The organism is Vreelandella titanicae (assembly GCF_014697095.1).
GTDB classification, from domain to species: Bacteria; Pseudomonadota; Gammaproteobacteria; order Pseudomonadales; family Halomonadaceae; genus Vreelandella; species Vreelandella titanicae.
On the sequence record NZ_CP059082.1, the window covers coordinates 5,053,666 to 5,080,009 of the forward strand.

The following is a 26,344-nucleotide window of genomic DNA, read 5'->3' on the forward strand; positions in this document are numbered from 1 at the left end:
CCAGTAAATAGCTTAGCTAAGAGATGACGCCCCTAAAGCAAGATGTACAGCGATGCCTGCCATCATCAAGCCAATCAGGCCATCGATAATGCGCCATGCGATGGGTTTTGAAAGCCAAGGCGAAAGCGCAGCGCCGCCCCAGGCCAGCAGGCTGAACCAGAGGATGGAGGCAGTAGAGGCTCCCGCCACAAAAACACCGGCGCTCTCCTGCTGGGCGCCAATGGCGGGTATCAGCAGCAGCGTATCCAGATACACCTGAGGGTTAAGCACGGTGACGGCAAGGGTGGCGAAAATCACTTTGGTTAAGCTGCGCGCTTTGCCCGCTTCGGCACTTAACCCTTGCCGCCCGCTAAAGGCTCTAAACATCGCCTGAGCCGCCAGCCAGCTTAAAAACACTACGCCCACCCAGCGCATTGCCTCCAATGCGTTGGGCATCGTCAGCAGAAAAGCACTCACCCCAAACATGCCTGCCGTGAGCAATATAATATCCGCACTGATGCACAGACCTGCCGACCACCAGTGGTACTCACGACGAATCGCCAGCCCTAGGATGTAGGCGTTTTGCGCCCCAATCGCCATGATAATCCCGCCGCACACCACCAGTCCGGTGATATAACTTTCCCACATTGCCCTGCCCCCATTGCCGGAATTAGCGTCGCGTTAATTAATCTGGCAATAAAGTAACCGGGAATGCTGATTGCTAAAAATCATCCTGCTAATGGGGTATTAGTTTTTCTTATAAAGAGGCCATTGATTGGATTTAGTAAAAAAGCATGAAAATTCTAGACGCCTCCCCAACACTCCCTGGGAGCATGAGAGTTAGCGGTGTCGCTTTGCTTGACAATTCTCAGGTTTCAAAGGGCAGGCGCCGCACAACGGCTCATTTGGAAGGCGATACTTGATACAGCACAAGCATCGTACGCGATTGGGAGTATCGCCACCCAATTCAAGATAACGCACTGGTTGATAGAGTGGATTACGCCGCCCATCCGGTAACATGGGTGTATCAAGAAAGCGAAGTAGCGGTTCACCGGCATTGAGAAAAGCTGAATGTCGCGAACAAGACTGGCCCAAAATTTCCACGTAGTGGCCGAGATTACTCCAGTACACTTTGGGTGAAAGCCCCGATAGCTCAGCTAGCACATCGACTAACGGAGCGCACAGCCCCTCGAAAAGCGGCGCAAAGCGTTCATGAAGAGCCTGAGATGCCAGAGGTTGCCCTCCATCACGTATCCACAGCCGTTTCACTTGGCTTCGCTCACCCAGTTCCACTCGCAGCTGATCTGGCTGTAACGGAAACCCTTGCCCCAATAGGAGGTTAGCTACCAATGTAGGCGTCGACACCAAATTAAAAAAATGCTTTGACCATATTGATGCTGCAGCCTTGCAATCGGCACTTTCGCCATAACTTGCAGTATGCTGTCGCAGCAACCTATCCATAGTTTTACGTTTAAAGAGCGCCGCGACCGGAAGCGTCGCAGCATCCGGTCGGCCAAAACCAGGTGCCTTCATTTTATCCATGGGCGGTTGGTGATAGAGCGCCAAAAGGGCCTCAATCGGATCACCAAGCCGAATGGAGTCTTCCTCCATTTCCATCATCGACACTCCTGCTGGCTTGCCAGAGAAACGTTAGCCACGCATGGACTACTGATCTGTTCACCGACCTCATCAGCGACTAAGGCATTAACCAAGGATTCGGCGAAGCCTAGAGCAGAAGGAAGAGCACCGAAATGGTTAAAGGTCGCCGGTAGGAAAATGACATCACCGCGTTTTATGATAGGCAAATGTTGCCACATACCATTTGCGGCGAATTGCTCACGATTGGGATTAGTAGAGTAAGGACTTTCTAATATTACTAAGCGAGCATTGATATCCACTAAGGAGTCGATACTAACCATTGTGATTCCAAAGTGACTCTCGGGGCCTTGCCAAGCATTTGACAGCCCCAGCTGTTCAAGGGAACCTTGGAACAGACTGTTGCTACCAAACACCCTGGCATGTTTATGATCCATCAAGCGAACAATCAATAAGGCTGGCATTTGAACACCAGCTATCCTGCTTCTCAATGTTTGGAAATGCGACTCGGTTTCCTTAATCATGTCCTCCGCAAGATCCGTAGATCCGATGGCCTCTCCCACCCCTCTTGTGAAAGAGATCATTCGTTGCCAGCTACTTGCTCCGCTTTCTGAGCTATAAGGAGCTAGGCTTTTTACCTTGGCAATACCTGACAGTCGAGGGGCCATGTGCGTGAATTCCGGCGATGTCAGAACCAGCTCGGGTGAGACTTGATCAAGAAGTTCAAGGTTGGGCTGGATAATGGTTCCGAGATTGATGGCTTGCGCCGCTCCCTCTAGCGTGGTGTATGGAGTGTCCGGATCTATGACGGCGCTAGGTACTATTCCCATCGACAATAATGTTTCAGTACAGCGATAATCAAGAGAACCAATGGAGGGTATGTCACGGGAAGCAATTGCCAAGTCAGGAATAGAAAGTGCAAGGCACGCAGTTGGGATCATTATTACCATGCAGCGATATAGAAGCATACGTACGATACAGATACGGAGCATGACAGTCCTTGCTTGATCTTAGTAAAGCAACTGTAGTCTTTATGCTGCTGAAAGCGGCCTCTCTAAGCCCATCAAGGATAGGCACCACTTATTGTTATAGCAGCAACATCTAAAAATTATTAATAACTCGCCACCCCGCCGCCATCAGCGGGGTAGCGACTTAAAACTAAAATTCCATAGTTGCAGACAGCACCACACTTCTTGGCTCGCTGAGGCGAAGCCTTCCGCCGCTCCCACCAGCAGATTCCCAGTAATTCTTACCTAAGAGATTATTTACATTAGCTCTCACTATTATAGGTTGATCATCAAATTGGTAACCTGCTCCAATATCCCAACGTGTCCACCCTGGAATCTCTTGAGCGTTACTGGCATCAATATATTGCGAACTGCTGCTAACTACACTTGAATTTAGAGACAATCCTGAAATAGAGGCATCCCACTCAACGCTAATATTACCTAGCCATCGTGAAATTCCCGGTGCTTGATTGCCGTCATTAACTCCATCTTGTGTTTCAGTTAGAGTTGGCTGTAGATAAGCTATACCACCTAAAAGCTTTAAGGTTGATGTGGGTTGGCCAAAGACATTTATTTCGACGCCACGGTTACGCTGCTCACCATCTTGAGTCGATATAAATGCTCCATCAGTAGAGCCTGGAAGAGTGATTGTACTCGGCTGCCGAATCTCGAAGGCGCTCACGGATCCCCCAAAATTGCCAAGATCTAGTTTTACACCCGCTTCTAGTTGTTGAGTTTTGGATGGAGGAAATGTCTCGCCAACATTTTCTGCTGTCGCTGGGGCAGTATAACCGAGATCAAGTCCTTCAATATAATTACCATAGATGGAAATGTTGTCAGTGGGTTTTACCGTTATTCCTACTGCGGGTGCTATAGCACTCTCATCATAAAGAGAAGTTCTACTTCCGCTTTCAGTGTCAAAATTCTCAATCTTTACATTCTGATGACGCGCACCTAATGTAATAAGTAACTGCTCATCAAACAATCCCACTACATTTGCTGCTGCTATAGATGTTAACTCTCTTTCAAATGATTTTGGGATATCTCTGGAAAGCTCGAATTGATCAGGAAGAGCAATCACACCCACACGGTGAAGGCTGGAAAGACTTACATCGCTGCTCTCGTATAGATACCCACCTTCCTCCCTTAGTTTGGAGACGTTTATATTGAAGTTATGTGTTATATCACCTGTTGTTACAAGACCACGAATCCCTGATGTGGCACTCATTGTATCCACATAATCCGGATAATAGACGGGATATGAGGCCAAAGGGCTTGGCGCATCTATCAATGCATGGTTAGTTCTAAGATTGTAACGCGTATTGTTACGTCCCCCTAATCCACCATAAAAAGTCCAATTAGAAGATAGGTCATATTCACCTTGGATAGCAGCATAAGTATCCTCGTTCTCTATTTCTTCCCATGATTGAGCTGTTTGCTTGCTTGCATCGGGGGCAGAAGGGACTTCTACTCCTTGTCGAAGCTGAAGCCCTGAGCCAAAGCCGCTCCCAGCATCTGTTCTATCTTTTTGATAGCCTAGGTCAGCCGATAAACGATAGTTATCCTCTTGGTAATCAAGGCCAAGGCTGGCAACGCCTAACGTCGAGGATTGGCCATCGACTGCCGTATCCCCTTCTCTGAAGACCCCATTAAAACGTACGCCAAGTTGACTGGACTCTCCAAATCGGCGGCCAGTGTCTATGTGAGTGCCTAGCTGTGAGTCGCTTTGATAAACGGCTGAGATTTTTGTTAGAGGAGTATCGCTTGCTCGCTTTGGGACAATATTTATTGCTCCACCAACCCTGCCACCAGGTGATACTCCGCCCAATAAGGTATTGGGCCCTTTAATGATTTCCACACGCTCTACAGTTTCCATAGATATAGTGTTTAGTGGCATCACACCATAGAGACCATTAAGAGAAATATCACTGTTGAAGAGAGTGAAGCCACGAATTTGAAAGGTATCACCTCCCGTGTTGGTGCCTCTTCCGCGCGTGCTAATCTGAATTGAGGGATCATTATCAGTAAGATCGGCTATGCTTCTGGCTTGCTGGCTTTCAATGAGCTCGGAGGTGTAACTGGTGATGTTAAAGGGCGTATCCATGATATCCATGTTGCCCAGCAAACCAAGGCGCCCGCCAGTTGCCACTTGCCCACCAAAATAAGTAACGGGTAAGGCTTGGCTTGAAAATCGAGAGCCTGTGACTTCCATTAATGATAGTTCCACATCCGTTGCCTGCTCTCCCAACCGATAACTACCATCACCCTGCCGGGCTGCCGTTAACCCCGTTCCAGCCAATAGCCGTTCCAGCCCTTCATCGACTCGATACTGGCCTTGCAGGCCGGGGCTTTGACGCCCTTCCCCCAGCTCGCCAGCGCCGCTGATAAAAACTCCCGCTTCGGCGGCGAAGCGGTTGATGACGCTGCTTACCGGGCCGCTGGCAATGTCATAGTGGCGCGTTTGCTGCTGGGTGGACTGGGCCATGGCTGGCTGCGATAGCTGCGGCACGGCCAATAATCCGGCGGCGGCAAAATGCACCGCCAGCGCCAAGGCGCGGCGGTTAAGCGTCGGTTGGTGCTGGGCAGTAAGCGGTTGCAGTGCAGTGCGCTGCTTGAGCATATCGATTCCCCTTGCAGATACGTTTTAAGTGCTTATAAAGGGGAATCGAACCAGCGCGAAAAAGGGGAACCAGAAAACCAGTTTTTCTCTTTTTATTCCTCGCTGGAGCTTGCTTCACCTGCCTCTATTTTGATCCACCAGGGCATTACTTGGCGCACCTTTACCGGCAGCGTGGTCTCGACCATGTTCAGGGTGCGCTCTAGATCATCGAGCGGGAAAGCGCCGAGCAGGGTGAGATCCGCCACCGCCGGGTCGACCTCAAGGCGGCCACGATGATGGCGGCTAAGCGCCGCGGCGAAGGTTCTAAGCGACATGTTCTCGGCCAGCAGAATCCCATTGGCCCAGGCTTCCCGACGGCCTTCGGCGGGGGTGAGCTCACCGATGCGGTCAGCGGCGTAGCGGGCCTGCTGCCCGGCAGTGACCACCTGCCGCTGGCTCGCATGCTGAGCATCGCCCAGGGTCTGGATGGCCACGGCACCGTCAAACACCGCCATCAGCTCACCTGATGGCTGCTCCCCCACACTAAAACGCGTGCCCAAGGGCGTGAGTCGCGCACTGCGGGTATCCAGGTAAAACGGTCTTTCGGTGTCTTTGCCGGTCTCTATCAGTATCTCGCCGGTCACCAGCGCCAAACGGCGCTGCTCTTGGTCGTAATCGACGTTCAGCGCCGAGGCGCTGCTCAGCCAGACCTGGGTACCATCCTCCAACACGATGTGAGTGATTTCGCCGGTGGCGGTATGATAATCAGCGCCCCACTGCTGTACTAGTCGTGGCAGTGGTGTGCTTTGCCAGAGCGCTGCGGTGAGTAGAGAGACCAGCGCGAGGCTTGCCAGCCCACCCAACAGGTGACGACGCCCCCGCCGCTGCTGGCGCGCCAGGCTAATCACGCTGTCAGCGGTTTGCCGCTCATCCTTGCCTAGATTGTCAGTGAAGCGGCGGCTGACGCCTTCCACTTGATGCCAAGCCCAGCGATGGGTGTCGTTGGCATCCCGCCATGCCTGCCAGCGTTGACGCTCTGTTGCCGACAACTCCCCCGCTTGCCACTCGGCAAACCATTCGGCGGCCTCCGCCAACGCACGACGCCTGGCGGCTTCATCGGAGCTGGCGGCAGAGTCCATTTAGAGGCTCGCCTCGAAGCCTGCTTCGATCAACGCGCACTGCAGCATGGCCTGAGCCATATATTTTTTGACCATGCGTTCGGAAACCCCCAGCTCCTCAGCAATCTGCCGATAGGGTTTACCGTGTAGCTGCGAAGCCAAAAAGGCGCTAGCGACTTTCTCGGGTAGCCGCGCCAGCATGCGGTCGATTTCGCACAGTGTTTCGATGACAATTTGCTGGTGTTCGGCAGAGGGCAAATGCGCCTCAGCACTGGCCGCCAGGGCTTGCTGCCAAGCGCGCTCGATATCCTGGCGGCGCCAATGATCCACGCACAACCCTTTGGCCATGCGGCTAAGATAGGCTCTGGCACCCTCGAAACTATCCAGGTGGCGGGGCGTTTTCAGTAACCGCACAAACGCATCCTGTGCCAGATCCGCCGCCGACTCACTGCACCCCAACCGATGGCTGAGTAATTGCTGCAACCAAGGCTGATGGTGGTGATATAGTTCTCCGAGGGAGTCTCGACAGCCGGTATGGTAAGCCGCAGGCTCGGCTGATCGGGGTGCCGCCGCCATATAAAAAGTGCCTCACTTCTACGAAAATGATTCTTATTCTTTTTCAATTCACAGACAGTGTCAATGCACGGTGCTCAACGAATCTCTCCATTTTTTGATATGACACCCTGCAAAATCCTACCCCCCAGCAGCGCCATCACTGTCACCGCCGCCATGCCTAGCGCCAACGCCGTAAACATAGCCGGGTAGCCCAGCCGGTCTAGCAAAATACCGGCGAGCACAGGCACAGCCAAACGCGACAGGGTGAACAGACTGGCCTGTAGACCGTAATCCAGCGCCTGATACCCAGACCGGGCGAAGTGCATCATCAGGCCGAACATTACGCCCGATAGCGCTCCCATGGCACAGGCCAACAGTCCTGCGCCCACCAGCCACAGGCCATACCCCGCAGCCATGTAACCCACTCCCCCCAGAGTCGCCAGGGCCAGCGTTGCCAAAGCGGCTAACAGCGGTAAGGCACGGCCAAGCCCAACACTCCGTGCCAGGCGTTGCCCCGCCAGGCTAGCCAGGGCGCCCGCTATGCCACCACCAACCCCCACCCACCAGGCGACTTGCTCCGCTGGCATCCCCAGGTCGAGCAACAGCGGTTTTAGATAGACCCAACCGGCGCCAACGAAGGGAAAGAGTAGCATCAGCAGGGCTACCCAAAGACCTGCGGCTGGCTGACGGACAAAGCCCATTGCCCCCTTATGGCTCACAGGTTGAACTGCTTCCGTTACCGAGACATACCGTTGCCTGCCGGTCTCTGGCGGTAACGATATCCAGCGTAATAAGAGTCCTCCCACGGCCAATAGCAACGCCATCAGTACGAAGGGCACTGCTCCCCCTGCACGCTCGTGCACGACCAGCAATAGGCCACCGCCCACCACCGCAGCCAGAAACAGCGCCGCCGAACGAATTCCCCCGGCGCGTAGTCGCTCTTCGGCGGGCAGGCAGCGAATCGCCAGCGCGTTCACGGGCACATCAGCCCAAGTCGCCAACCAACTGATCAGCAGCACCCAGGCATAGAAACGCGGCGGCTGCACTAGTGGGAAGTCGTACGCTAACCCTAGAACGCCAAGCCCAACAGCAATCCGAGCAGACCAGCCCAGGCGCGATAGCCTCCGCCACCCAGGCGGCAGCGCTCAACGGGAACCGCCATCACCAGTTTGAGCACCGCTGGCAGGCCCGCCAGTTGCAGTAGGCCAATCTGGGTACCGCTCCAGCCCTGCTCGCGCAGTACCAGCGGCATTCCCAACAGCAGATAGATACTGGGCAGCGCCAGAGCAAAGTGGAGCCAGCCAAATGCCAGTTGCCGGGCGGTCAGAGATCGCATCATTTCGCCCTCCTACGCGCCACCAGAGCCGTGGCAGGCGCCATGGGAAGCGCAATCGGCTGCGCCTCACACACCTCGAAACCCTGCGCCAGCAGTGCCTGACGCAGATCACCGGCCTGAGTCACCCGGCGCCCCTGCCACAGCAGCGGCAGGTAATAGGACAGCATCCGGCGGGCCGCCTCGGGTTCTGCGGGAATTTCAGCGTGCACGCAGATCAACTCGCCGCCGGGCTTTAGTGCGGCATGCAATTTGGCCAGACAGGCCGAAAGCTCGGGCACGAAATGCAGTACCGCAGAGCACCAGATCAGGTCGTACCCGGTACCGATGTCATCCCTCGCCAGATCGCCGCCCCGCGCTTCAAGACGCGAGGCCAGGCCGGCTTCGGCGATGTGTTGCGCGGCCACATCGGCGGCTTCGGGCAGCTCAAAGACCACGCCGTGCATATGTGGAAACGCCTTCGCCAGGGCGACAGCGACCAGCCCCGGGCCACCGCCTAGATCCAGCAGCCGCCAAGCTGCTTTAGGCATCCTCCGCTGCGCCACCAATTCACAGGCAGCAGGTGCCGTTACCGCCGCCTGCTCGCGTGCTAGATGGCCGCGCGCTGCCACGGCCCAGCGCTCACCGTTGGCCAGCGGTGCTGGCCGGCTTTGTCCGCGCAAGCCATTGGCTAGCCCGGCACCGAAATCGCGCAGGGAAGCAAGTCGAAAGCGCCAGGCATCACCACAGTCTAACGCTGAGGAAGACGCCAGATAGCGCCGCGCCACCTCGCTGCTGGTGTAGTGCCACTCACCCGCCGCATCGCGGCTTCGGTCGAGCAGTTGCATGCTCCATAACAGCGTCAACCAGTGACGCGTGGCTTCAGGCTGCCATGCATGCATTTGTGCCAGTGCCTCGGGGGTGCAGGGCGACGCCAGCGTCTCAAATAGATCCTCTGCTAAGGCAAGCTGTAGGGCCTCGGCCTGTACAGCGGCCAGCGATAGATCCCAATAGGGCTGCAGTGCATGGGGAAGCGCATCCGCGGGCCGACTCATAACGACACCCCCACACGCAAGCCAATCTCACGGGGCGGGCTGTACTCCCGTATCGTGCCGTTGAGCAGGCCCACCGCATCGTATTGTCGGTCAGCGGTGTTGTTCACATAGACCCCCAGTTGCCATGGCCCCTGTTGATAGCCACCGGCCAGATCGAGCAGGGCATGACCGGGGCGGCTAAAGCGGTTGGCCGCATCCAGGTAGGTCTTACTCATGCCACTCAGGTTGGCCTGGGCATACCAGCCCTGGGGTGAGTCGTAGCGCAGCCCCAACCGACCGCTGATATCGGGCGCAAAGGGGTTGTGGTGGCCGGCGTGGTCACCGCTCAGGTCGTTGAACTCGCGAAATCGGGTACGATTGAGGGCCAGGCCCGCCTGGAGCGTCCAATGTCCGCCCAGCAGGTAGTCAATATCCAGCTCTACGCCCTGGGAACTCGCCGCGGCAGCATTGGTGATCTGCACACTACCGGGCTGAATAACTTGCTGGACTTGCATGTCGTCAATGGTCATCCAGTAGCTGGCTAGCCCATAGCGTAGCCGTTGCGAAATCGCTGTCCCCTTGATACCCAGCTCGTAGGAAGCCACCTGCTCAGGTTCGTAGCCGGGATAGTCACTCTGAGCAGAGAAGGCGTTGAAACCACCGGCACGAAACCCTTCGGCATAGCGGGCATACAGCCAGTCGTCGTCACCCAAGCGGTACTGCAGGGCCAACTGCGAGGTAACATCATCCCAGCGCTTGCTGCGCTGCCCGGCACCCCGGGGCGTCAACGCCACCCGGCTCTGCTCTAAGCGCAGGCCTGGTGTCAGGCGCCAACGCTCGCCCAGCGGCAACGTCCACTGCCCGAACAGCGCGAGGTTCTCAGCCTCCAGCGTCGCCTCACTGCGCTGGGTGCCCATCGGGTTGCGTTGCTCGAACTGCAGTTGATGATCATCACGGTCACCGTACAGGCCCAGCACCCAACTGCTCTGCCCCTCATCGCCCTGACGCTCCAAGCGAAGTTCCTGGGATAAGGTGGTCAAACGCTGGTCGCGCCCGACGGCAAAGCGCTGAGCTGGCGTTAAATCGGTATCCTGGGTGACGCGATCACGGATCTCGCGCCGCGCCGTGATGGATCTCAGGGTCAAATCAGGCGCTAAGGCATGACGCGCATCCAGGGAAATATCCCGCCCGCTGGAGCGGTTACTGCCGGGACTGGGGGAGTCAATGCGACGCGTATCGTGAACGTTTGACCCGGCAGGCCCCCAAGGAGTCGCACCGTCTTGGTAGTGTAACTGCCCATAGCGCAAGGTAACGTCCGTATCCGCTGTCGGCATCCAGAGTAGACGTAGCCGCCCGCTCTTGCGCTCGCGGTCATCTGCCTCACCCGCACGCGCCAGGTTATCCACGAAGCCATCCTGCTGGCGCCACTCCCCGCTGACCCCCAAATAGAGCTGCTCGGGTACGAGTGCCTGAGCGGCATCGAGGCGTAGCGCGTTCAGATCACGGCTGCCCAGCGTAGCCTCCAGTTCGGCATAGGGGCCTTCATCCGGCTGTCGGGTATGCAGGCTGACCACGCCGGCCTCGGCATTGCGGCCATACAGCGTCGACTGGGGCCCGCGCAGCACCTCAACCCGTTCCACGCCCTGCAGGTTGTGATCAAACCCTTGGCCAGCCACGACGGGCACCCCATCCACCAGCATGAGTACTGATGAGGAGAAAGCGGTGGCACCTGAGGTCAGCCCACGCATTACCGGCAGCGCGGTACCCGACTGGCCAAAGGGCTGAAAACTCAACCCAGGCGCGTAGCGCGCCAAGTCGCCAATATTGGCAGCACCGGCATCCGCCAGCGTCTCGCCAGAGATGACCACCAGGCTCGCCGGCACCTCTTGCTCAGTCTGCGCTACCTTGTTAGCCGTTACCTTCACCACGGGTAGTACTTCCCCTTTAGCGATGCTGCCCACGCTGCATCCCCCCAGCAGAAGCACCACCACTGCATTTCTTTTCAACCCCTTGCTCTGCATCGCCCACCCCCTTAGCGCTGTTTCTGGCTCCCGACTAGCGCGGGAACATTCAAGGGAGTAGGCTAGCTATAAACGATAGCAATTATCATACTCATTCATATGCAAACCAATTCACTTCTTATGCGTAGCGATGCATCACGCCCCATTGGCGACTCTCTGCAAGGTTCTCAATGCTGCGTGCTGGATGATGGCCTCTCGGTAGTGTTAACCCGCTACCTTGCTAAACAAGCGCTCGTCGAAGAGAGCCGCACACCCCATACGGGCGCAGGCGTGATTGTGACCTTTGGTCTACAAGGCCACTCTGATTACCGAGAGCGCTGGGGGCCGCGCATCGATTTCGGTCACGGTCACACCACGGTAACCACCTTTGACCACAGCCAGGGGGAACGCCATATACCGGAAGGGGAAACAGTGCTTCAGTTACGCCTTGTCGCCAGCACTGGCTGGCTAGCGCGCTACCTGGGCGAGCGATATCAAGCAGCACTCCCCGCCTCTGGGGGTATTCGACCGCTGGCTTTTCGGCCTACGACACCAGCCAGCCATGCACATCTGCAGGCGCTCCAGGTATGCCTCCAAACAGGCAGCGCTCGGCTCCAGCAACACATTCACGCCTTGAGCTTATTGGGGGAACAACTTGAGATGCTGCTGCCGGAACCCTGCCCTACACAGACTATCGCCAGCGCAGACGCCGAGCGCATCGTTCAGGCCCGTGAGATCCTTCTCAACGAACTGGATCGCCCCTTGACCCTAGCCTATCTGGGAGCACGGGTGGGATTAGGAGAGCAGAAGCTTAAGCTGGGGTTTCGCCGCATGTTTGGCACGACGCCTCAGCACTTTCTTCATCAACAGCGCATGCGCCACGCCCATACGCTGCTGGAGAGCGGTCAACAGGTCGCTCAGGCCGCCTACGCCACGGGCTATCGGCACCCAAGTAACTTCAGCGCTGCCTTCACGCGTTTCTTCGGTTATGCCCCTAAAGCCATTAAGCAGCGCAAAAGTTGATAACAAGTATTGCGAGTACTGATGCAGCTGTCCGAGCGAGTCTCGGCATAATTGCACACTGTCGCGCGACACACTACAATAGATAAAAGCCAGTTAGGCATAAGCCGGTACGATGGATGATTAAAAGCATCAAACATAAGGGACTAAAGCTGTTTTTCGATAAAGGAAGCACCAAGGGCGTCCGTGCCGATCATGTCGACCGTCTCCGTGATCGTCTGACCGTACTGGACGCAGCCACAAGTCTCGACGATATAGCGGCTGGCAACTGGGATCTTCACCCTCTAACTGGAAAACTGGACGGCCAGTATGCCATCAAGGTATCGGGTAACTGGCGACTGTTCTTTGAGTTCCGAGACGGTAATGTTTACCTGCTGAACTATGACGATTATCACTGATGGGAGAAGAAACAATGGCCATGTGTAACCCCTCACATCCGGGTCGCATTATCCGGCAACGTCTGATTGAGGACGAAGACGGCCAAAAGATTGGCAGCGTGGCATCGGTCGCCGAACAGCTCGGTTGCCACCGCAATACCCTGAACCGGGTAATTAATGGCAGCGCCTCCGTCACACCTGAAATGGCATTGGCTCTAGAAAAAATGCATGCCGGAAGTGCCGAATTCTGGCTATCCATGCAAACCAATTATGACCTATTTCAGCTTCGCCATAACCAGGGCGCAGCTTAGCTAAGCGATATCACTCACTATAACTAATTATTCTAAGCGACTCACATCAATGACTACCCACCCGGGCCACCGCATCGCGGCTGGCGGCTTCTCGCTGTTCGCCGGTGAGCTCTACCAACTGCCCCTGTCGCATTTCCAGCAGCCGGTCGGCCTGGTCGAAGTAGTGGTCATCGTGGCTGATCACCACCAGCGTCTTGCCCAGCGCTCGCAACTGCGGCAAGAGCTCACGGTAAAAGACCCGGCGGAACTGGGGGTCTTGGTCGGCGGCCCACTCGTCTAGCAGCAATAGGTCGCGCTGTTCAGCGACCGCTAATAGCATCGCCAAGCGCTTGCGCTGGCCCTGGGAGAGGTTGACGTTGGTGATGCGATCGCCGTCGAAGTCGAGCTTGCTATGCATGCCCAGCGCGGCAAGCCACTCCTCCACCAGCGCCGGGTCGGGTGACTCGCCCGCTGGGCCCATCAAACGATCAAACAGGTGCAGATCGGTGTAAATGGCCGAGAAGTGCTGGCGATAGCGTGTCCAGTCTTCTTCCCGCAGCGGCCTGCCATCGACCCGTACACAGCCACTTTGGGGCTGGTAGAGCCCAGTCAGCAGCCTCGCCAAGGTCGATTTTCCGCTGCCGTTACCGCCGATCAGAAACACTACCTCGCCACGCATCAAGGTCAGGTCGATAGGGCCGATGGCAAAACCCGCCCGAGACTCCTCATCCGGGTAGCGATAGCTAACCTGCTCCAGGGTTAGCTCTTGCCAGTCGTGGCGCAGCGCAGAGTGGCCGAATGCCTCGCGATGCTCGGCCAGGTCTAAGCTGCTGATTTTTTCGAACGCCACTCGGGCGTTAATCAGCGTCGGAAAAGCGCCAATGGCCTGCATCAACGGCGCACGCAAAAACAGCAGCGTGAGTGAAAAAGTAGTGGCTACCTGCACCGATGCCCAACCCAGACCGTTGGCCAAAAAGAACGCGACGCCGATGGCGCCCAGCATCATGATGTTGAACCAGTTCACCGCGCTGAGATGGTAGGTATCACCAAGAATAAAATGACGCCGACAATCCTGTGCGTTAGGCGTATAGACATCACGATACAGCCATTCGGCACGGTCACGGTTGAGCGCCAGCTCCTTGCGCCCCTCGATCACCGACTGGTAATCCGCGTAGAGACGATCCTGTATGTCGCGCAGTTTGGCCATATGCCCATAGACCCGGGCCACCAAACGTATGCCAATCAACACCGTCACGATCACCCAAAGCGCGGTGACACCCAGCATGGCAGGCGAAAGCCACGCCAAGTAAAGCGTGGCACCTATCGTCAGCACCCCACCCTGCACCAGCTCCGGCAAGCGTATAAAAGCAACGGTCACTGAACTCACGTCGCTGGACAAGCTCGCCAGCAAACGCGCACTGCCAATCTGCTCGGTGCGTTCGATATCGGTATCCAGAATTCGCTTGATCAACTGCCCCCGCAGCCGGTAAACGAAATGGTGACCCAGCGTGGTCAGCGCCAACTGTGATGCCAGGGTAATGACCAGCAGCAGCGCGATCAGTCCCAAGAATTCGGGTAGGATGCGCCAGGGGTCAGTGAAGGTACCCAGCAGCCGTTGATTGATAAAGGCGATGACACCGATGCCCAAGCCAGCGCTTGTCAGGCTAAGCAGTACCACGGCCACAAACGGCCAACGATAATCACGCCATACAATCCTCAACAGCTCCATGAACACAACTCCCCGGCATTCTGTTTTCTTTAACCGCTAAAAGCGCTGGTAATTACAAACGCCGCAGCCCCCACATAAAGTAGGCGCCGCCAATCAGTGAAGCGACCAAGCCCGCGGGTATCTCATAGGGGAAAATAATCTGGCGCCCCACCCAGTCCGCCAGCACCATCAATAGCATGCCGATCAACGCCGCCCCCAGCAGATGCTGACCCGCCCGGGAGAAGCCGACCAAGCGCGCCATATGCGGCGCCAGCAGGCCAATAAACGAAAGCGGCCCCACCACCAGGGTGGCGCAAGCGGTTAATAGCGCCACCAGTAGCAGCAACGCCAAACGGGCTCGATTGAGGGTTACCCCAAGCGCCTTGGCCGTCGGCGCGCCTAAGGGCAAGATATCCAACCAGCGGGTGAAGGGCAGCGTGATCAGCGCCAATACAGCGGCAATGCCCCCAACCACCACCGCATTGGTGATATCCACGTAGTAGGTGGAGCCCGCCAGCCAGGCAATCACCTGCTGGCCACGAGGGTCGCCGCCCGCCAGCATCACGCTGCGCACTGCATCAAACATCGCGCTGACCGCCACCCCGGTGAGCAGTAAACGCTCGGGGAGATAACCGCTCTTGCGGTTGATACCCACCAACACCAGCAGCGTCGCGAAAGCACCCAGGGTACCCACGCCAATCAGCATCATATTGGTGGGCGCAGGCAGCAGGAAAATCCCCAAAATCAGCGCAATGGCACAGCCACCGCTGATACCCAGTACTTCGGGGCTAGCCATGGGGTTGGCGGAAAGGCGCTGAAGAATCGTCCCAGCAATCGCCAGCATCAACCCGCTGGCGGCTGCCGCCATCACCCGGGGCATGCGCCACTGCATGACATTCCAGTTATTGGGCGCCAGCCAATACCAGCCATCTACGCCCTGGCCAAACAGCAAACCGAGAACCGTTGCCCCCAGTAACGCGAGCAGTAATCCGGTGGCTAAACGTGAAGGCGCTGGGTGACGACGGGCGAAAACCCCCGCCCCTTTCGGCGGCTGGTCGCCCTGCAGTTTCAGGCGCGGAATCAGCCACATTAACAGCGGTGCCCCCAGGGCACCGGTAATCGCCCCGGTAGGAATAAAAGCTGCCACCATGCCACCGAACTGCTGCAGCAGCAGATCCGTGGTAGCCAGCAGCACGGCCCCTAATAGCGTCGACCAGATTAGCCGCGGCCCTAAGCGGCGCGCACCGGCCATACGCACAATATTGGGCGCTGCCAAGCCGATAAAACCGATGATGCCCACCACGCTGACAATGCTGCCGGTAATAAATACTGCCAACCCCATCCCCGCAAAGCGTAGATAGGTCAGCGAGACTCCCAGGCTCTTGGCGCTGGCGTCGTCCAGCTCCAGCACCGCCAAGGGCCGTAGCAAAAACCACGCGGCCACGCAGCTAATCGCCAGCCGAGGCCAGAGGATTGCAAAGCCGTCCCAACCATTTTGCGCCAGCGAGCCCGCGCCCCAAATCAGTAGCCCGGAGAGCGCCTCGTGGTTGAACAGCAGTAGCGCGGTGGAGAGTGCCCCCAGGTACAGATTGACCACCAGGCCCGCCAGCACCACCACGATCGGCGCCAGCCCGCGCCGCCAGGAGAGCAGAAACACTAATCCAACCGCTAGCGCGCCACCCAATAAGGCGACCCATTCGCGCCCGGCGACAAGCAGCCCCGGCGCCAGCAAGGTGGCGGTCATCAACGCCAGGTTAGCGCCCGATGCCACCCCTAAGGTGGTGGGTGAGGCCAAGGGATTGCGCAGCACCTGCTGCATGAGCACGCCTGCCAACCCCAGGCCGCCACCAGCGAGCAGAGCGATAGAGAGGCGCGGCCACCAAGCGTAGTAAAGCAGTAGCTCGTCAACGTTCTCAAAAGAAGGGGCCACTAATGCCTGCAGGCCCAGCGCGAAACCGCCTTGGCCCTCTAGGCCCACCCAAAACAGCACCACCATGGGCAGGCTAAGTAATAGGCAGGCTTTAGCAGGCGACATTCCCCCCATTCTTTGGGTAAATTGCGCAGCGCCTAGCATAGCGAGCACCCTTTTGTGATAACCGGACAGTTCGCCAAAAGAGACGTGATAGGCAGCAGCGTCATTTTCTTAGCCTTACTATTTATGCAAACGAGTTTATGGAAATTAGCGATTGAATAACTAACAACGATTCTAAATGATAATAATTAGCACTACAATTGACTCCTTATATATAAAGGAGGCATCACTATGGCAGCCAAACCGAGCTACCAGCTTTTCGATATCACCCTAGCCCGGCGTACCCAAGTCAGCGCCTCATTAGTCAGGTTCACCTTTACTGGCCCGGAAGTCAGCCAAATGGCGACCTACGCACCGGATCAGCGCGTCAAGCTATTCTTTCCCGAAGGCGGTGGCAGTCTCGATCCGCTGTTTGAAATTGCCAAGCTGGAAGAACACGACTGGTACGGCGCCTACCGCGCACTGCCGGATGCCCAAAGGCCCTCAGCGCGCACCTACACTATTCGCGCCCTCCGCCCGGAGCAGGCTGAGGTGGACGTTGAATTTGTACTCCACGGCGACAATGGCCCCGCATCGCGCTGGGCAATGCACGCCCGCCCGGGTGACCGGCTAGCCATGACAGCCCCCGACGCTAACGCGGAAGGCCCAAAGTTGGGCTACGAGTGGAAGCCGCCCCAAGGCGTACGCCGTATTCTGATCATCGCCGATGAAACCGCCCTCCCCGCCGCCGCCGGTATTCTGGAAACCCTCGATGATTTGCCTCTCAAGCCGAAGGTCGAAGCGCTATTCGAAGTGCCTCGCCGCGACGATGTCCAGCCGCTGCCCCAGGCCACCAAGCTGCGCTGGCTGGCCCGCGACGCTGAGCCCGCCTGCCAACACGGTGAGCTGCTAATGAGAGCGCTACGTGATATCGATTTACATAGGGAAATTCAAGCGCTAGGCGGCACGCCTACTAACACCACTACCAGCGTCACTACCAGCGCCACGACCAACAGCGAAAGCGACGATGAGGACGGCCCTCTCTGGGAACCCGCCACCCTGGATGACAGTGCGCCCTTCTACGCCTGGATTGCCGCTGAAACCAAGGTCGCCATGAAGCTGCGTCGCTATTTGGTCAACGAGTGCGGGCTACCCAAGCAGTACGTCACCAGCATGGGCTACTGGCGCCAGGGCAAGGCCAATGGTTAAAGGAACGGCAAACAACACGGCGTTAAACAGTGATATCACAAGCAAGCCAGCTCAAACGCCTATTGGCTGGCGAGACAGCCCCAACTGCTATGGGCGGGTCAGCCGTGTACTGCACTGGTTGACCGCCGCGCTGGTCACGCTGCAATTTTCCGTGTTGTTGGCCTGGAGAGGAATGGGCGAAAACGCTATCACGCTGTTCTTGGCGAGCATCGGGCCTCACGGCTCATTAGGATTTATGATTCTGATCGTGACGCTGGCTCGCCTTGGCTGGGCATGGATAAATCGCAAACAACGCCCGCCCCACACGCCAGGGCTAGGTGGGCGCTTGACGCGCTTTGTCCATATCACCTTTTATGGGCTACTAATGTGGTTGCCCGCTTTCGCTATTTTGCGCCAGTACGGCCGCGGCGGGGCGCTACTCTTTTATGGCATGGAGCTGCTGCCCGAAGCGGAACGCGATATCACCTGGATGGTCGCCCCCGCCGAGCTCCTTCACGGCCCGCTCTCGTGGCTGCTATGTGGATTAGTCATCGGCCACATCATGATGGCGCTGACTCACCGCTTCTGGCTTAAAGACCGAGTACTGGCGCGTATGGTGGGGTCAAGTGGCCGATGAGGGTTCCGCTAGCGGCTCTTCGGCAGTCTCAGACTCAGCAGTCAACAGCTTGCCACTCTCTAGCCGCACCAATCGATCTGCGAGGTGGAAATAGCGGTCATCGTGGGTGATGACCAGCACCGCTTTGCCCATGCGTTTTAGCTCGGGCAACACCTCGCAGTAAAACACCTCTTTGAATAACGGATCCTGATCCGCCGCCCACTCGTCAAACACCAAGAAGGGCCGATCCTCAAGGTAGGACACCACCAGCGCCAGACGCTTACGCTGGCCCTGGGAGAGTGCTTGGGTGGTGAACGCACCGTTTTCAACCCGCACCTTGTGCTGCAGGTGCAACTTGGCCAGCAGGCGATTACCCTCCTCGTCCAGGCCATCACGCGGTGCCTCTAACAGGCGCTCAAAGAGATGGAAGTCTGAGAACACCACCGAGAAAAGCTGCCGGTAGGCATCCCAGCCATCCGCTTCGACCCGCTCGCCATTGAGCAATACCTCGCCACCTTCCGGCGGGTAAAGCCCCACCACTACTTTGGCCAGCGTGGTCTTACCGCTACCGTTGCCCCCCACCAGAAACACCACTTCCCCCGGCGTAAAGCTCAGATTAATCGGCCCCAGCTCAAAGAAGTCATCGCTCTGCTCGTGGTAGTACTGATGGGTGACTTCGCGCAACTCAAGATGCTGCAAAGCAGGCATCTGGGTAGTCTGGGTAGTCGCTTGTCTCTCCTGCCCCTGGGGCATCTCTCGTGTGATGTCATCAATTCGGCTAGCGGCTACCCGCGCCATATTGATTCGCGGAATATTGATCAGCAAGCCTTCAAGGGGGGTCACCATAAATACAAACACCAGGGCAAAACCGGTCATTACCTGGGTTTGATTAGGCCCATCGCCCGCCAACACAAACAGCACCAGACCGATAAAGGCGTACATCAGGAACTGCCCCCAACTGGTCGAGATCACGAACAGCGACATGCCATAGGTACGCAGCCGCCGCACGCCTTCAACCGACTCCCCCAGTATCTGATCCATAAAGACCCGGCTCTTGCGTTGGTGTAGCCGCAACTCTTTTGCACCATCGGTCAGCGCGCGGAAATGTCCAAACAGACGATCCTGCTCGGATGAAGCGGACTGTAGGTAATGAATAGCGCGTAAGTGCACCAGATGGTAGCCGACAGCACCCAGCCCAATCACCCCAAGTGCAAACAAGAACACTTGCCATGAGAGCATTGCCAGGTAGCCCAAGCACCCCACCACGATGACCGTATTGGTCAAAATCACCGGCAAGCTAACGAACAGTACCGCCACGTTGTTGCTGTGCTCGGTGAGCGCCGACTGGATCCGCGCACTGCCCACACGCTCGAACTGAGCAAAGGGGGTCTCGGCCACGCACTGGGCGACAAAACTGCGTAACTCGGCCAGAGCACGCTGCCCCAACCGCTCAAACAGCGCCGTCGACACCATCCGACAGACCATTAGGGCCACGGCGATACCCGCGAAGGCCCAGGCAGCATTGGCGCGGCTGGCGGAGTCGCTGGTTAACGCCGCATTAATTTGGGCAATCAGCAGCACGCTGAAAAGCCCCGAGAGAATGCTGGCCAGCGCAGCAGCGGTCATCAACCCGCGGGTTCGACGAAACAGATAGAGAAGCACATTCACCTCATTGGAAAGCTATTAGAAAAAGCGATTGGAAAGCAGTACCTACCCATACAGACGAATCACCGCTGCAAAAAGTTAAACACCTTTCTTGTAAACATGCCTCATTCTCATTCGTCTTTAGATAGAGAAGTCAGTACGCCGCCCTTCGATGGGGGTGATTTTTTATTGCTGTTTTTTGATTCGTTTTTTCGATAGGAGCTTAGCGGTGTCCAGTTCTGTCCAGGCACAACCACAGGTACACGTACCCTCTGAAAGCTACGCGGTGGCCCCGCTGCTCTCACGCCCAGAGGGGTGCACCTATCAAGTTTCCTATGAGGTAACCACGCAGACACTTTATGTGGAAGGACATCAAGAGCGTCTTGAGTGGTTGCTAGTAGACGATAACAGCACCTTGATGCTGCAGTGGTCACAGCGTTCAGCACCACCTTTCCCGGCATTGCTTGCCGCTATCGAAGGGGCTTTTGCCTTTTACCCGGCCAGTGTTGCGCTACGCCTTCAGCTACCTAGTGTTTTGCACGCCAACCTGTGTGCCGCCGGCATCGCGGTTCAAGAAAGCCATGGGGAGCTCTGGGTCTATGCCGAGTTAATTTGGCAGTTACCCACACTTTGGCTTAACTCGCCACCCACGTGCCCTTACCCGCAGCAGCCCATATTGGAGAATGGAAAACGACACCCACGCCGCCCGCCGCGCCCCAGTGGCACGGTCTATCAGCGTCATATTGCCTGGCTGGATGCCACCTTAAGCTTTCGAGTGCTTGACCTGGAACTTGATCTGGAGCGCTTCAACCGCTGGATGAACGACCCGGTCGTCGCCCATTTCTGGGAAGAGCGGGGTGATTTGGAACAGCATCGCGAGCGGCTAGAAAGCACGCTCCAGAACCCCAGCGTTGTGCCATTGATCGGCTGTATCGACGGTGAACCCTTCGGTTATTTCGAGACCTACTGGGCCAAGGAGGATCGCATCGGCGCTTATTACGATACCAGTGACTTTGACCGTGGCTGGCACGTACTCATAGGCGAAGCCGCTTTTTGCGGGCGGCCTTATGTCGCCGCTTGGCTGCCCTCTATCTCTCACTACCTGTTTCTGGACGACTGTCGCACCCAGCGCCTGGTGATTGAACCCCGCGTGGATAACACCAAGATGCTGCGCAACCTTGCCCAGTGCGGTTATGCCCATGTAAAGGCGTTCGATTTCCCCCATAAGCGGGCCATGCTCGGCATGCAGCTACGCGAACACTTTTTCAACGAGCGCTGCTGGGTTCCGCAGCCCTCGCACCCTGGGTCAGCCCCACGACCCGATCCACGCTTCACCCCATAGACACATCAGCCACGAGGACTCTTATGCATATTCACGATTTGATCGGCATCGGCTTCGGCCCCTCCAATATTGCCCTGGCCATTGCGCTCGACGAACAGCGTCAGGCAGGGCAAGCGAAGGATGCCCTCTTTATTGAACGCCAGCCCTGCTTTGCCTGGCACCCGCATATGCTGCTGGAAAATGCCCATATGCAGATCTCTTTTCTCAAAGACCTCGTCACGCCGCGCAACCCAGGAAGCCGTTTCAGCTTTCTCAATTACCTCCACAGCAAAGGCCGTCTGCAGGACTTTATCAATCTACAAACTTTCTTTCCCAGCCGCCACGAGTTCAATGACTACCTAAGCTGGACTGCCAGCCACTTTGAACACCAGTGCACCTATGGAGAGGATGTGTTTGAAGTGCTGCCCGAAACTGATAACGACGAGGTCGCCTATCTCCGCGTGCGTTCACGGGATGAGAGTGGCGCGGTGCAGGAAAGGCTCACCCGTTCATTGGTAATCAGCGTGGGGGGTGCGCCTAATGTGCCTGAATGCTTCGCTGGGCTAAAAGGCGACCCGAGGGTCTTCCACTCCAGCCACTACCTCAGAGAGTTGGCAAAGCAAGACGCTCCTAAACGCATCGCGGTGATCGGCGCCGGCCAGAGCGCCGCTGAAATATTCCTGGACCTGCACGGCCGCGAAGGCGTTCAGGTGGATCTTATCAGCAGGGCGTGGGCCTTTAAACCCTCCGACGATAGCCCCTTCGTCAACGAGATTTTCAATCCCGAATACACCGACTACGTGTTCAACAACCCCACCGGCCAGCGGGAAGCACTGCTGCAGGAGTACAAAAGCACCAACTACTCAGCCCCTGACTTGGCGCTGATTCAGGAGATTTACGATGTGTTCTACCAGCAAAAAGTAACCGGCCAAGCACGCCACCGCTTCCGCCGCCGCCATGAGGTTATCGGCAGTGAAGCAGGCCCTGAAGGCGTTGAGCTACTTGTGCGCGATTTGGAGAGCGGCCATACGGAGTCCACCCGCTACGACGCAGTGGTGTTAGCCACCGGCTATGTACGCGACACCCATAAACAGCTACTGGCCCCTGTTGCAGACTACCTGCCTGATTTTGCCGTCAACCGCTACTATCAGCTCTATACCAAGCCTGAGTTTAAACCGGCTATTTTCCTGCAAGGCAGTTGTGAACCCACCCATGGCTTAAGCGACACCCTGCTATCGATTTTGGCAGCACGGACAAGTGAGATTTGTGATGCACTAGATCAGACAACTGCCTTATATGCCCCTTCTCCCTGTAAGCAGGAGGTTACTATATCCTAGTTTTCACCAACTCACTTTCATAAATCATACCAGTGGTCAGGCCACATCTTGACCACTGGGCGTCACAACTAGATGCTGTTCTTGAATACCGTTTCGGTTAGAGCTCAGGCGTTGAATCAGCATGGCTGATGCACCTTAAGACCACTACTATCTACTATTAAAAAACATGGATAAAACATGTCTAAACTCAAACTAGCTTATATTATGTCACTGAGAAATGCTGCAGCCGATAAAGCTGGGCAACACATTGAGTATAAGGGGGAGAAACAGTACATGATGTCACCCCTTGAATATCTGGTGACATCTCTCAACGAGACTCCGCTAGGCGATGCCTACTCTCTGGAAACAGTGATTTATGATGACGATGAAGGCTCAATAAAAGACCAAGAGAAGCTCAAAGACTATGGTTTCTGTCGTCATCCTGGAAGGCCATGGATATTGCCACAAGAGCTCTTAGTGTCGGGGCGCCACATTGACGACCTCTTTTGCTCTATACCATCCACTTACCGACGCTTACCAAGCGACTCACCCGATAGACTCCCTGCGAAGTCGACGTTTGAAAAAAGCTTGCTAGAGAAGTTAGTGGCAATCGAAGCAGACGTCGTCGTCCTTGACGGACTATTAGTTATTCTAGACGAGCTCATCCGCCCCCAGAGTCCTTTTTATCGCAAGATCGTCAATATCCATCCCGGTATTACGCGCCAAGACTCTCCCTATCAAAGACGAGGTGCCTCGGCAACACTTGATGCACTGTACGGGGCTCAAGGAAAAAAAGTTATCAACTGGCAGACAATGGAGACCGAAAGCACTCCTGCTATCAACAAGACCGGCGCCTCACTCCACTTTGTCGACAGCGGAATTGATTCTGGCGAAGTCATCTACGATCTATTAGAAACTCATATCGAACCCGATGACTCCATCATTGAATTACGGTGGAGAAACTTCAATAAAAGCCTCTTTCCCACGCTTCACGAGGGGCTGGAAGCTCTAAAAAACAACATCACAGCTTCTCAACATGCTGAATTAATTGAATAGCCGCAGCGCTAACCCAAGCAACAACACTTCGTGTTCCCCTACCTGTGAGCACGAAGCCTTCGCACCATAATCTTAAGCCAATCCCCGTTTTTTGATTTGAATTCAGGTTTTGTCCCCCTGGGTGCTCACATGAAGTTGACATCAAGATACAGATACTCATAATACAAACAATAACAATTAGCATTTACATAAAATCAAAATGAACCTCATGCAAGGAGAACATTCGTGAACCAACCCTTTTTCCGCAAGCGGTGGCTAACGGCCGCAGTTGCTTTGGCTGCCTGCAGCACGTCGGCAGCTGTGCTTGCTCAAAATGCTGAGCAGAACACGCAATTAGATAGTAATGCGCCGAACACATTGCCTACAGTGCGAGTAACAGGGGACAGAGTTTCAGGTGCCCTACTGCCGACTGAGGGATATACCGCCGATACTAGTCTCAGTGCCACCAAGACTGACACTCCTCTGATGGAGACAGCCCAGTCGGTATCCGTGGTCACACGCGAGCAGATCGAAGATCAAAGCGCGCAAACGATACAGCAAGCCCTACGCTATAGCCCTGGTGTCTTCACAGGCACCCGCAATGGCATTGGAGGTCGTGTTGATTTTATCAATATGCGCGGCTTTGGGGGCGTCGGCAGTATCGACAACATCTATTTTGACGGCCTTAAAATGGCTAGCGATGTTTCGGGCTATAATTCATTACAAATTGATCCCTATTTTCTTGAGCGGATCGATGTTTTCAAGGGGCCGACATCCGTTTTGTACGGGCAAAGCTACCCTGGTGGCTTGGTTGGGCTGACCAGTAAACGCCCTCTATTTTCATCTAGCCATGAGATCCAACTAGAAACGGGCAGCCATAATAAACGTACAGCACGATTTGACGTCAGTGGCCCCATAGGGGAAAACCAGCAGGTCGCCTATCGCCTAGTAGGGCTAGCCAGCGGTTCGGACAGTCAGTTCGACCATGTAGAGAACGAGCGCTATACCATTGCCCCCTCTTTGACGTTCTTGCCAACCGATGCGACATCATTAACCGTCATGGCCTACCTGCAGCACGAGCCAAATCGTGGTTACTATGGTTGGACACCAGCCGACGGTACGGTGCGAGATTATAATGGTAGACGGATCGATAATAACTTTTTTGATGGCGAGCCAGGCGTCAATGGGTTCGAGCGTTATCAACGGCTAATAGGTTACCAACTAGAACATCAGTTCAACGATCAGTGGCAAGCCCGGCAGAACTTCCGCTTTACCTCTTCGACTATCGATTATGATTCAATTTATTCCAGTAGTTACGTAGGGGATAGTAATCTGCTAAATCGACGCGCAGCGAGAGCCGATGAATCCATGCACGCCTACCATGTGGATAATCAGCTACAGGGGGATTTTACGACCGGATCTCTTGAACATACACTGCTAGCCGGTGTGGACTACCAGTACCAACGCAACTCTGGAGACTGGCAGTTCGGATCGGCGTCTCCCCTGGATGCTTTCAACCCGCAGTATGGAAACACTCAAATTACATATGGAACACCCACCAATTTCATAAATAAGGTAGAGCAGACTGGATTTTACTTGCAGGATCAGATCAGTTTCAATCGCTGGCGTTTCAACCTGTCAGGGCGTCAGGATTGGGCAGACACCAGTACCGCCTATACCAACTTAGGCATGTCTTCTGAAAGTGACAATGAGAAGTTCACTAGTCGTGCCAGCTTATTGTATGCCTTTGATAACGGTATTTCCCCTTACGTCAGTTACTCGGAATCATTTCAGGCAGCATCCGCCACAAGAACTGATGCCTCAGGAAACACATTAGATCCCAGCGAGGCCTCTCAGTACGAGACAGGTATCAAGTATCAACCCCCTGGCAGCAATGACCAATACACGGCCGCTTTATATCATTTAGAGCAGAAGAATGTTTCCGAAGCCATTCCTAACACATCATTCTATGAGTCTATCGGGAAAGTACGTTCGCGCGGCTTAGAACTCTCTGCCATCTTACGTCCCACTGAGCAGCTTTCGTTACTCGCCAACTACACATACACGGACATGGAGTACGTCGAGACCAACGATGAAACCCAAGGAAATACTCCTTATGCCGTGCCCCGTCATATGGCCTCTGCGTGGAGCAAATATGAATTCACGAAGGGAGCGTTAAACGGCCTGGGGATTGGCGCGGGAGTCCGCTACAACGACTCTACATGGGGTGATGAGGCCAATACATTCCAAGTAAGTGGCTATACTCTGGTCGATGCCATGTTGGAATATGATCTGGGCGCGTTATCAAGCGACCTTGAAGGCATGGACTTGCAGATCAATGCCAACAACCTACTTGATAAAGAGTATACGTCCTCTTGCTCTAGCTTCAGGATTTGTCATTTTGGCGAAGAGCGCAATGTGACAGCAACCGTCAGCTATCGTTGGTAGGTGCTTGTCCTATTGAGGAATTAAGAAAAAACATTCAGGCTACAATGAAAAATCGAGGTGCCTTTATACTCATAGGCATCTCGTTTTTTTATTTAAACTCCCCTATTATAATGACAGATCAAAAACCAAAGTTTAATTTTTTATCTATTAGTCAAGGTATACAAAGACGA

The 26,344-nt window shown here is 55.6% G+C and carries 22 protein-coding genes; 9 read left to right on the forward strand and 13 right to left on the reverse strand.

Translation table 11 applies throughout. The annotated features are described in order from the left end of the window. Positions 1-12: 12 nt before the first annotated feature. The 10 genes from HZS52_RS23325 to HZS52_RS23365 form a co-directional block, all read right to left on the reverse strand. Entirely contained in the window at positions 13-627 is a 615-nt protein-coding gene (locus HZS52_RS23325) for a LysE/ArgO family amino acid transporter (RefSeq protein ID WP_190373820.1), read from the reverse strand. Between the two features lie 192 nt (positions 628-819). After that, positions 820-1,599, reverse strand: a complete 780-nt coding sequence (gene fhuF / locus HZS52_RS23330) for a siderophore-iron reductase FhuF (RefSeq protein ID WP_190373821.1) — start codon at positions 1,597-1,599, stop codon at positions 820-822. Beyond that, positions 1,596-2,516 carry an ABC transporter substrate-binding protein gene (locus HZS52_RS23335; protein ID WP_223828006.1) on the reverse strand — a complete coding sequence of 307 codons (921 nt, stop codon included), beginning with the start codon at positions 2,514-2,516 and terminating at the stop codon, positions 1,596-1,598. Before HZS52_RS23335 ends, fhuF begins: the two co-directional genes overlap by 4 nt. A 217-nt stretch (positions 2,517-2,733) precedes the next feature. Continuing rightward, entirely contained in the window at positions 2,734-5,202 is a 2,469-nt protein-coding gene (locus HZS52_RS23340) for a TonB-dependent receptor (RefSeq protein ID WP_190373822.1), read from the reverse strand. 92 nt (positions 5,203-5,294) lie between these two features. Further along, positions 5,295-6,320, reverse strand: coding sequence for a FecR domain-containing protein (locus HZS52_RS23345; RefSeq protein WP_190373823.1), 1,026 nt, complete (start codon positions 6,318-6,320; stop codon positions 5,295-5,297). Beyond that, positions 6,321-6,875 carry a sigma-70 family RNA polymerase sigma factor gene (locus tag HZS52_RS23350; protein WP_190373824.1) on the reverse strand — a complete coding sequence of 185 codons (555 nt, stop codon included), beginning with the start codon at positions 6,873-6,875 and terminating at the stop codon, positions 6,321-6,323. Between the two features lie 74 nt (positions 6,876-6,949). Then, positions 6,950-7,900 (reverse strand): MFS transporter, encoded by a 951-nt coding sequence (locus HZS52_RS23355; protein WP_263365003.1) that lies wholly within the window; start codon positions 7,898-7,900, stop codon positions 6,950-6,952. 23 nt (positions 7,901-7,923) lie between these two features. After that, a complete protein-coding gene (locus HZS52_RS24575; RefSeq protein WP_223828007.1) occupies positions 7,924-8,193 on the reverse strand; it encodes a hypothetical protein in 270 nt (89 codons plus the stop codon). Continuing rightward, the gene (locus HZS52_RS23360; protein ID WP_190373825.1) at positions 8,190-9,221 is read right to left on the reverse strand and encodes a methyltransferase; all 1,032 of its coding nucleotides are present in this window, start codon (positions 9,219-9,221) and stop codon (positions 8,190-8,192) included. The genes HZS52_RS24575 and HZS52_RS23360 overlap by 4 nt, the downstream gene beginning before the upstream one ends. Then, positions 9,218-11,221 carry a TonB-dependent receptor gene (locus HZS52_RS23365; protein WP_190373826.1) on the reverse strand — a complete coding sequence of 668 codons (2,004 nt, stop codon included), beginning with the start codon at positions 11,219-11,221 and terminating at the stop codon, positions 9,218-9,220. The genes HZS52_RS23360 and HZS52_RS23365 overlap by 4 nt, the downstream gene beginning before the upstream one ends. Before the next feature lie 99 nt (positions 11,222-11,320). On the opposite strand from HZS52_RS23365, the gene HZS52_RS23370 reads away from it, so the two are divergent. The 3 genes from HZS52_RS23370 to HZS52_RS23380 all read left to right on the forward strand — a co-directional run bounded on the left by HZS52_RS23370 (position 11,321) and on the right by HZS52_RS23380 (position 12,908). Further along, positions 11,321-12,223 carry a helix-turn-helix domain-containing protein gene (locus HZS52_RS23370; protein ID WP_190373827.1) on the forward strand — a complete coding sequence of 301 codons (903 nt, stop codon included), beginning with the start codon at positions 11,321-11,323 and terminating at the stop codon, positions 12,221-12,223. Between the two features lie 116 nt (positions 12,224-12,339). Next, positions 12,340-12,618: a type II toxin-antitoxin system RelE/ParE family toxin gene (locus HZS52_RS23375; RefSeq protein ID WP_190373828.1), complete on the forward strand. Its 279-nt coding sequence runs from the start codon at positions 12,340-12,342 to the stop codon at positions 12,616-12,618. A 14-nt stretch (positions 12,619-12,632) separates the two neighbouring features. Continuing rightward, a complete protein-coding gene (locus HZS52_RS23380) occupies positions 12,633-12,908 on the forward strand; it encodes a HigA family addiction module antitoxin (protein WP_190373829.1) in 276 nt (91 codons plus the stop codon). A gap of 46 nt (positions 12,909-12,954) precedes the next feature. Here the strand turns inward: HZS52_RS23380 and HZS52_RS23385 are convergent, their stop codons facing one another. Together HZS52_RS23385 and fhuB are read right to left on the reverse strand one after the other, a co-directional pair. Beyond that, positions 12,955-14,616: a multidrug ABC transporter permease/ATP-binding protein gene (locus tag HZS52_RS23385; RefSeq protein WP_190373830.1), complete on the reverse strand. Its 1,662-nt coding sequence runs from the start codon at positions 14,614-14,616 to the stop codon at positions 12,955-12,957. A gap of 52 nt (positions 14,617-14,668) precedes the next feature. Further along, positions 14,669-16,669: a Fe(3+)-hydroxamate ABC transporter permease FhuB gene (fhuB, locus tag HZS52_RS23390; protein ID WP_190373831.1), complete on the reverse strand. Its 2,001-nt coding sequence runs from the start codon at positions 16,667-16,669 to the stop codon at positions 14,669-14,671. 189 nt (positions 16,670-16,858) lie between these two features. Here fhuB and HZS52_RS23395 point away from each other — a divergent pair, with 189 nt between their 5' ends. Together HZS52_RS23395 and HZS52_RS23400 are read left to right on the forward strand one after the other, a co-directional pair. Further along, on the forward strand, positions 16,859-17,815 hold the full coding sequence (locus tag HZS52_RS23395) for a siderophore-interacting protein (protein ID WP_190373832.1): 957 nt from the start codon (positions 16,859-16,861) through the stop codon (positions 17,813-17,815). Beyond that, a complete protein-coding gene (locus HZS52_RS23400; RefSeq protein WP_190373833.1) occupies positions 17,808-18,431 on the forward strand; it encodes a cytochrome b in 624 nt (207 codons plus the stop codon). Before HZS52_RS23395 ends, HZS52_RS23400 begins: the two co-directional genes overlap by 8 nt. Here the strand turns inward: HZS52_RS23400 and HZS52_RS23405 are convergent. After that, positions 18,417-20,072 (reverse strand): cyclic peptide export ABC transporter, encoded by a 1,656-nt coding sequence (locus tag HZS52_RS23405; protein ID WP_190373834.1) that lies wholly within the window; start codon positions 20,070-20,072, stop codon positions 18,417-18,419. The genes HZS52_RS23400 and HZS52_RS23405 overlap by 15 nt on opposite strands. A 211-nt stretch (positions 20,073-20,283) precedes the next feature. Here HZS52_RS23405 and HZS52_RS23410 point away from each other — a divergent pair, with 211 nt between their 5' ends. The 4 genes from HZS52_RS23410 to HZS52_RS23425 all read left to right on the forward strand — a co-directional run bounded on the left by HZS52_RS23410 (position 20,284) and on the right by HZS52_RS23425 (position 26,174). Continuing rightward, positions 20,284-21,396, forward strand: coding sequence for a GNAT family N-acetyltransferase (locus tag HZS52_RS23410; RefSeq protein WP_223828008.1), 1,113 nt, complete (start codon positions 20,284-20,286; stop codon positions 21,394-21,396). Positions 21,397-21,419: 23 nt separating this feature from the next. Next, a complete protein-coding gene (locus tag HZS52_RS23415; protein WP_190373836.1) occupies positions 21,420-22,712 on the forward strand; it encodes a lysine N(6)-hydroxylase/L-ornithine N(5)-oxygenase family protein in 1,293 nt (430 codons plus the stop codon). 177 nt (positions 22,713-22,889) lie between these two features. Then, a complete protein-coding gene (locus HZS52_RS23420) occupies positions 22,890-23,747 on the forward strand; it encodes a formyltransferase family protein (RefSeq protein WP_190373837.1) in 858 nt (285 codons plus the stop codon). Between the two features lie 225 nt (positions 23,748-23,972). Beyond that, positions 23,973-26,174 carry a TonB-dependent siderophore receptor gene (locus HZS52_RS23425; protein ID WP_088700810.1) on the forward strand — a complete coding sequence of 734 codons (2,202 nt, stop codon included), beginning with the start codon at positions 23,973-23,975 and terminating at the stop codon, positions 26,172-26,174. Positions 26,175-26,344: the final 170 nt, after the last annotated feature.

Bases quoted from the DNA above. Each gene is read 5' to 3' on its own strand.
- HZS52_RS23325 (WP_190373820.1), bottom strand. From the start codon at position 627: ATGTGGGAAAGTTATATCACCGGACTGGTGGTGTGCGGCGGGATTATC.
- fhuF (WP_190373821.1), bottom strand. From the start codon at position 1,599: ATGATGGAAATGGAGGAAGACTCCATTCGGCTTGGTGATCCGATTGAG.
- HZS52_RS23335 (WP_223828006.1), bottom strand. From the start codon at position 2,516: ATGATCCCAACTGCGTGCCTTGCACTTTCTATTCCTGACTTGGCAATT.
- HZS52_RS23340 (WP_190373822.1), bottom strand. From the start codon at position 5,202: ATGCTCAAGCAGCGCACTGCACTGCAACCGCTTACTGCCCAGCACCAA.
- HZS52_RS23345 (WP_190373823.1), bottom strand. From the start codon at position 6,320: ATGGACTCTGCCGCCAGCTCCGATGAAGCCGCCAGGCGTCGTGCGTTG.
- HZS52_RS23350 (WP_190373824.1), bottom strand. From the start codon at position 6,875: ATGGCGGCGGCACCCCGATCAGCCGAGCCTGCGGCTTACCATACCGGC.
- HZS52_RS24575 (WP_223828007.1), bottom strand. From the start codon at position 8,193: ATGATGCGATCTCTGACCGCCCGGCAACTGGCATTTGGCTGGCTCCAC.
- HZS52_RS23360 (WP_190373825.1), bottom strand. From the start codon at position 9,221: ATGAGTCGGCCCGCGGATGCGCTTCCCCATGCACTGCAGCCCTATTGG.
- HZS52_RS23365 (WP_190373826.1), bottom strand. From the start codon at position 11,221: ATGCAGAGCAAGGGGTTGAAAAGAAATGCAGTGGTGGTGCTTCTGCTG.
- HZS52_RS23370 (WP_190373827.1), top strand. From the start codon at position 11,321: ATGCAAACCAATTCACTTCTTATGCGTAGCGATGCATCACGCCCCATT.
- HZS52_RS23375 (WP_190373828.1), top strand. From the start codon at position 12,340: ATGATTAAAAGCATCAAACATAAGGGACTAAAGCTGTTTTTCGATAAA.
- HZS52_RS23380 (WP_190373829.1), top strand. From the start codon at position 12,633: ATGGCCATGTGTAACCCCTCACATCCGGGTCGCATTATCCGGCAACGT.
- HZS52_RS23385 (WP_190373830.1), bottom strand. From the start codon at position 14,616: ATGGAGCTGTTGAGGATTGTATGGCGTGATTATCGTTGGCCGTTTGTG.
- fhuB (WP_190373831.1), bottom strand. From the start codon at position 16,669: ATGCTAGGCGCTGCGCAATTTACCCAAAGAATGGGGGGAATGTCGCCT.
- HZS52_RS23395 (WP_190373832.1), top strand. From the start codon at position 16,859: ATGGCAGCCAAACCGAGCTACCAGCTTTTCGATATCACCCTAGCCCGG.
- HZS52_RS23400 (WP_190373833.1), top strand. From the start codon at position 17,808: ATGGTTAAAGGAACGGCAAACAACACGGCGTTAAACAGTGATATCACA.
- HZS52_RS23415 (WP_190373836.1), top strand. From the start codon at position 21,420: ATGCATATTCACGATTTGATCGGCATCGGCTTCGGCCCCTCCAATATT.
- HZS52_RS23420 (WP_190373837.1), top strand. From the start codon at position 22,890: ATGTCTAAACTCAAACTAGCTTATATTATGTCACTGAGAAATGCTGCA.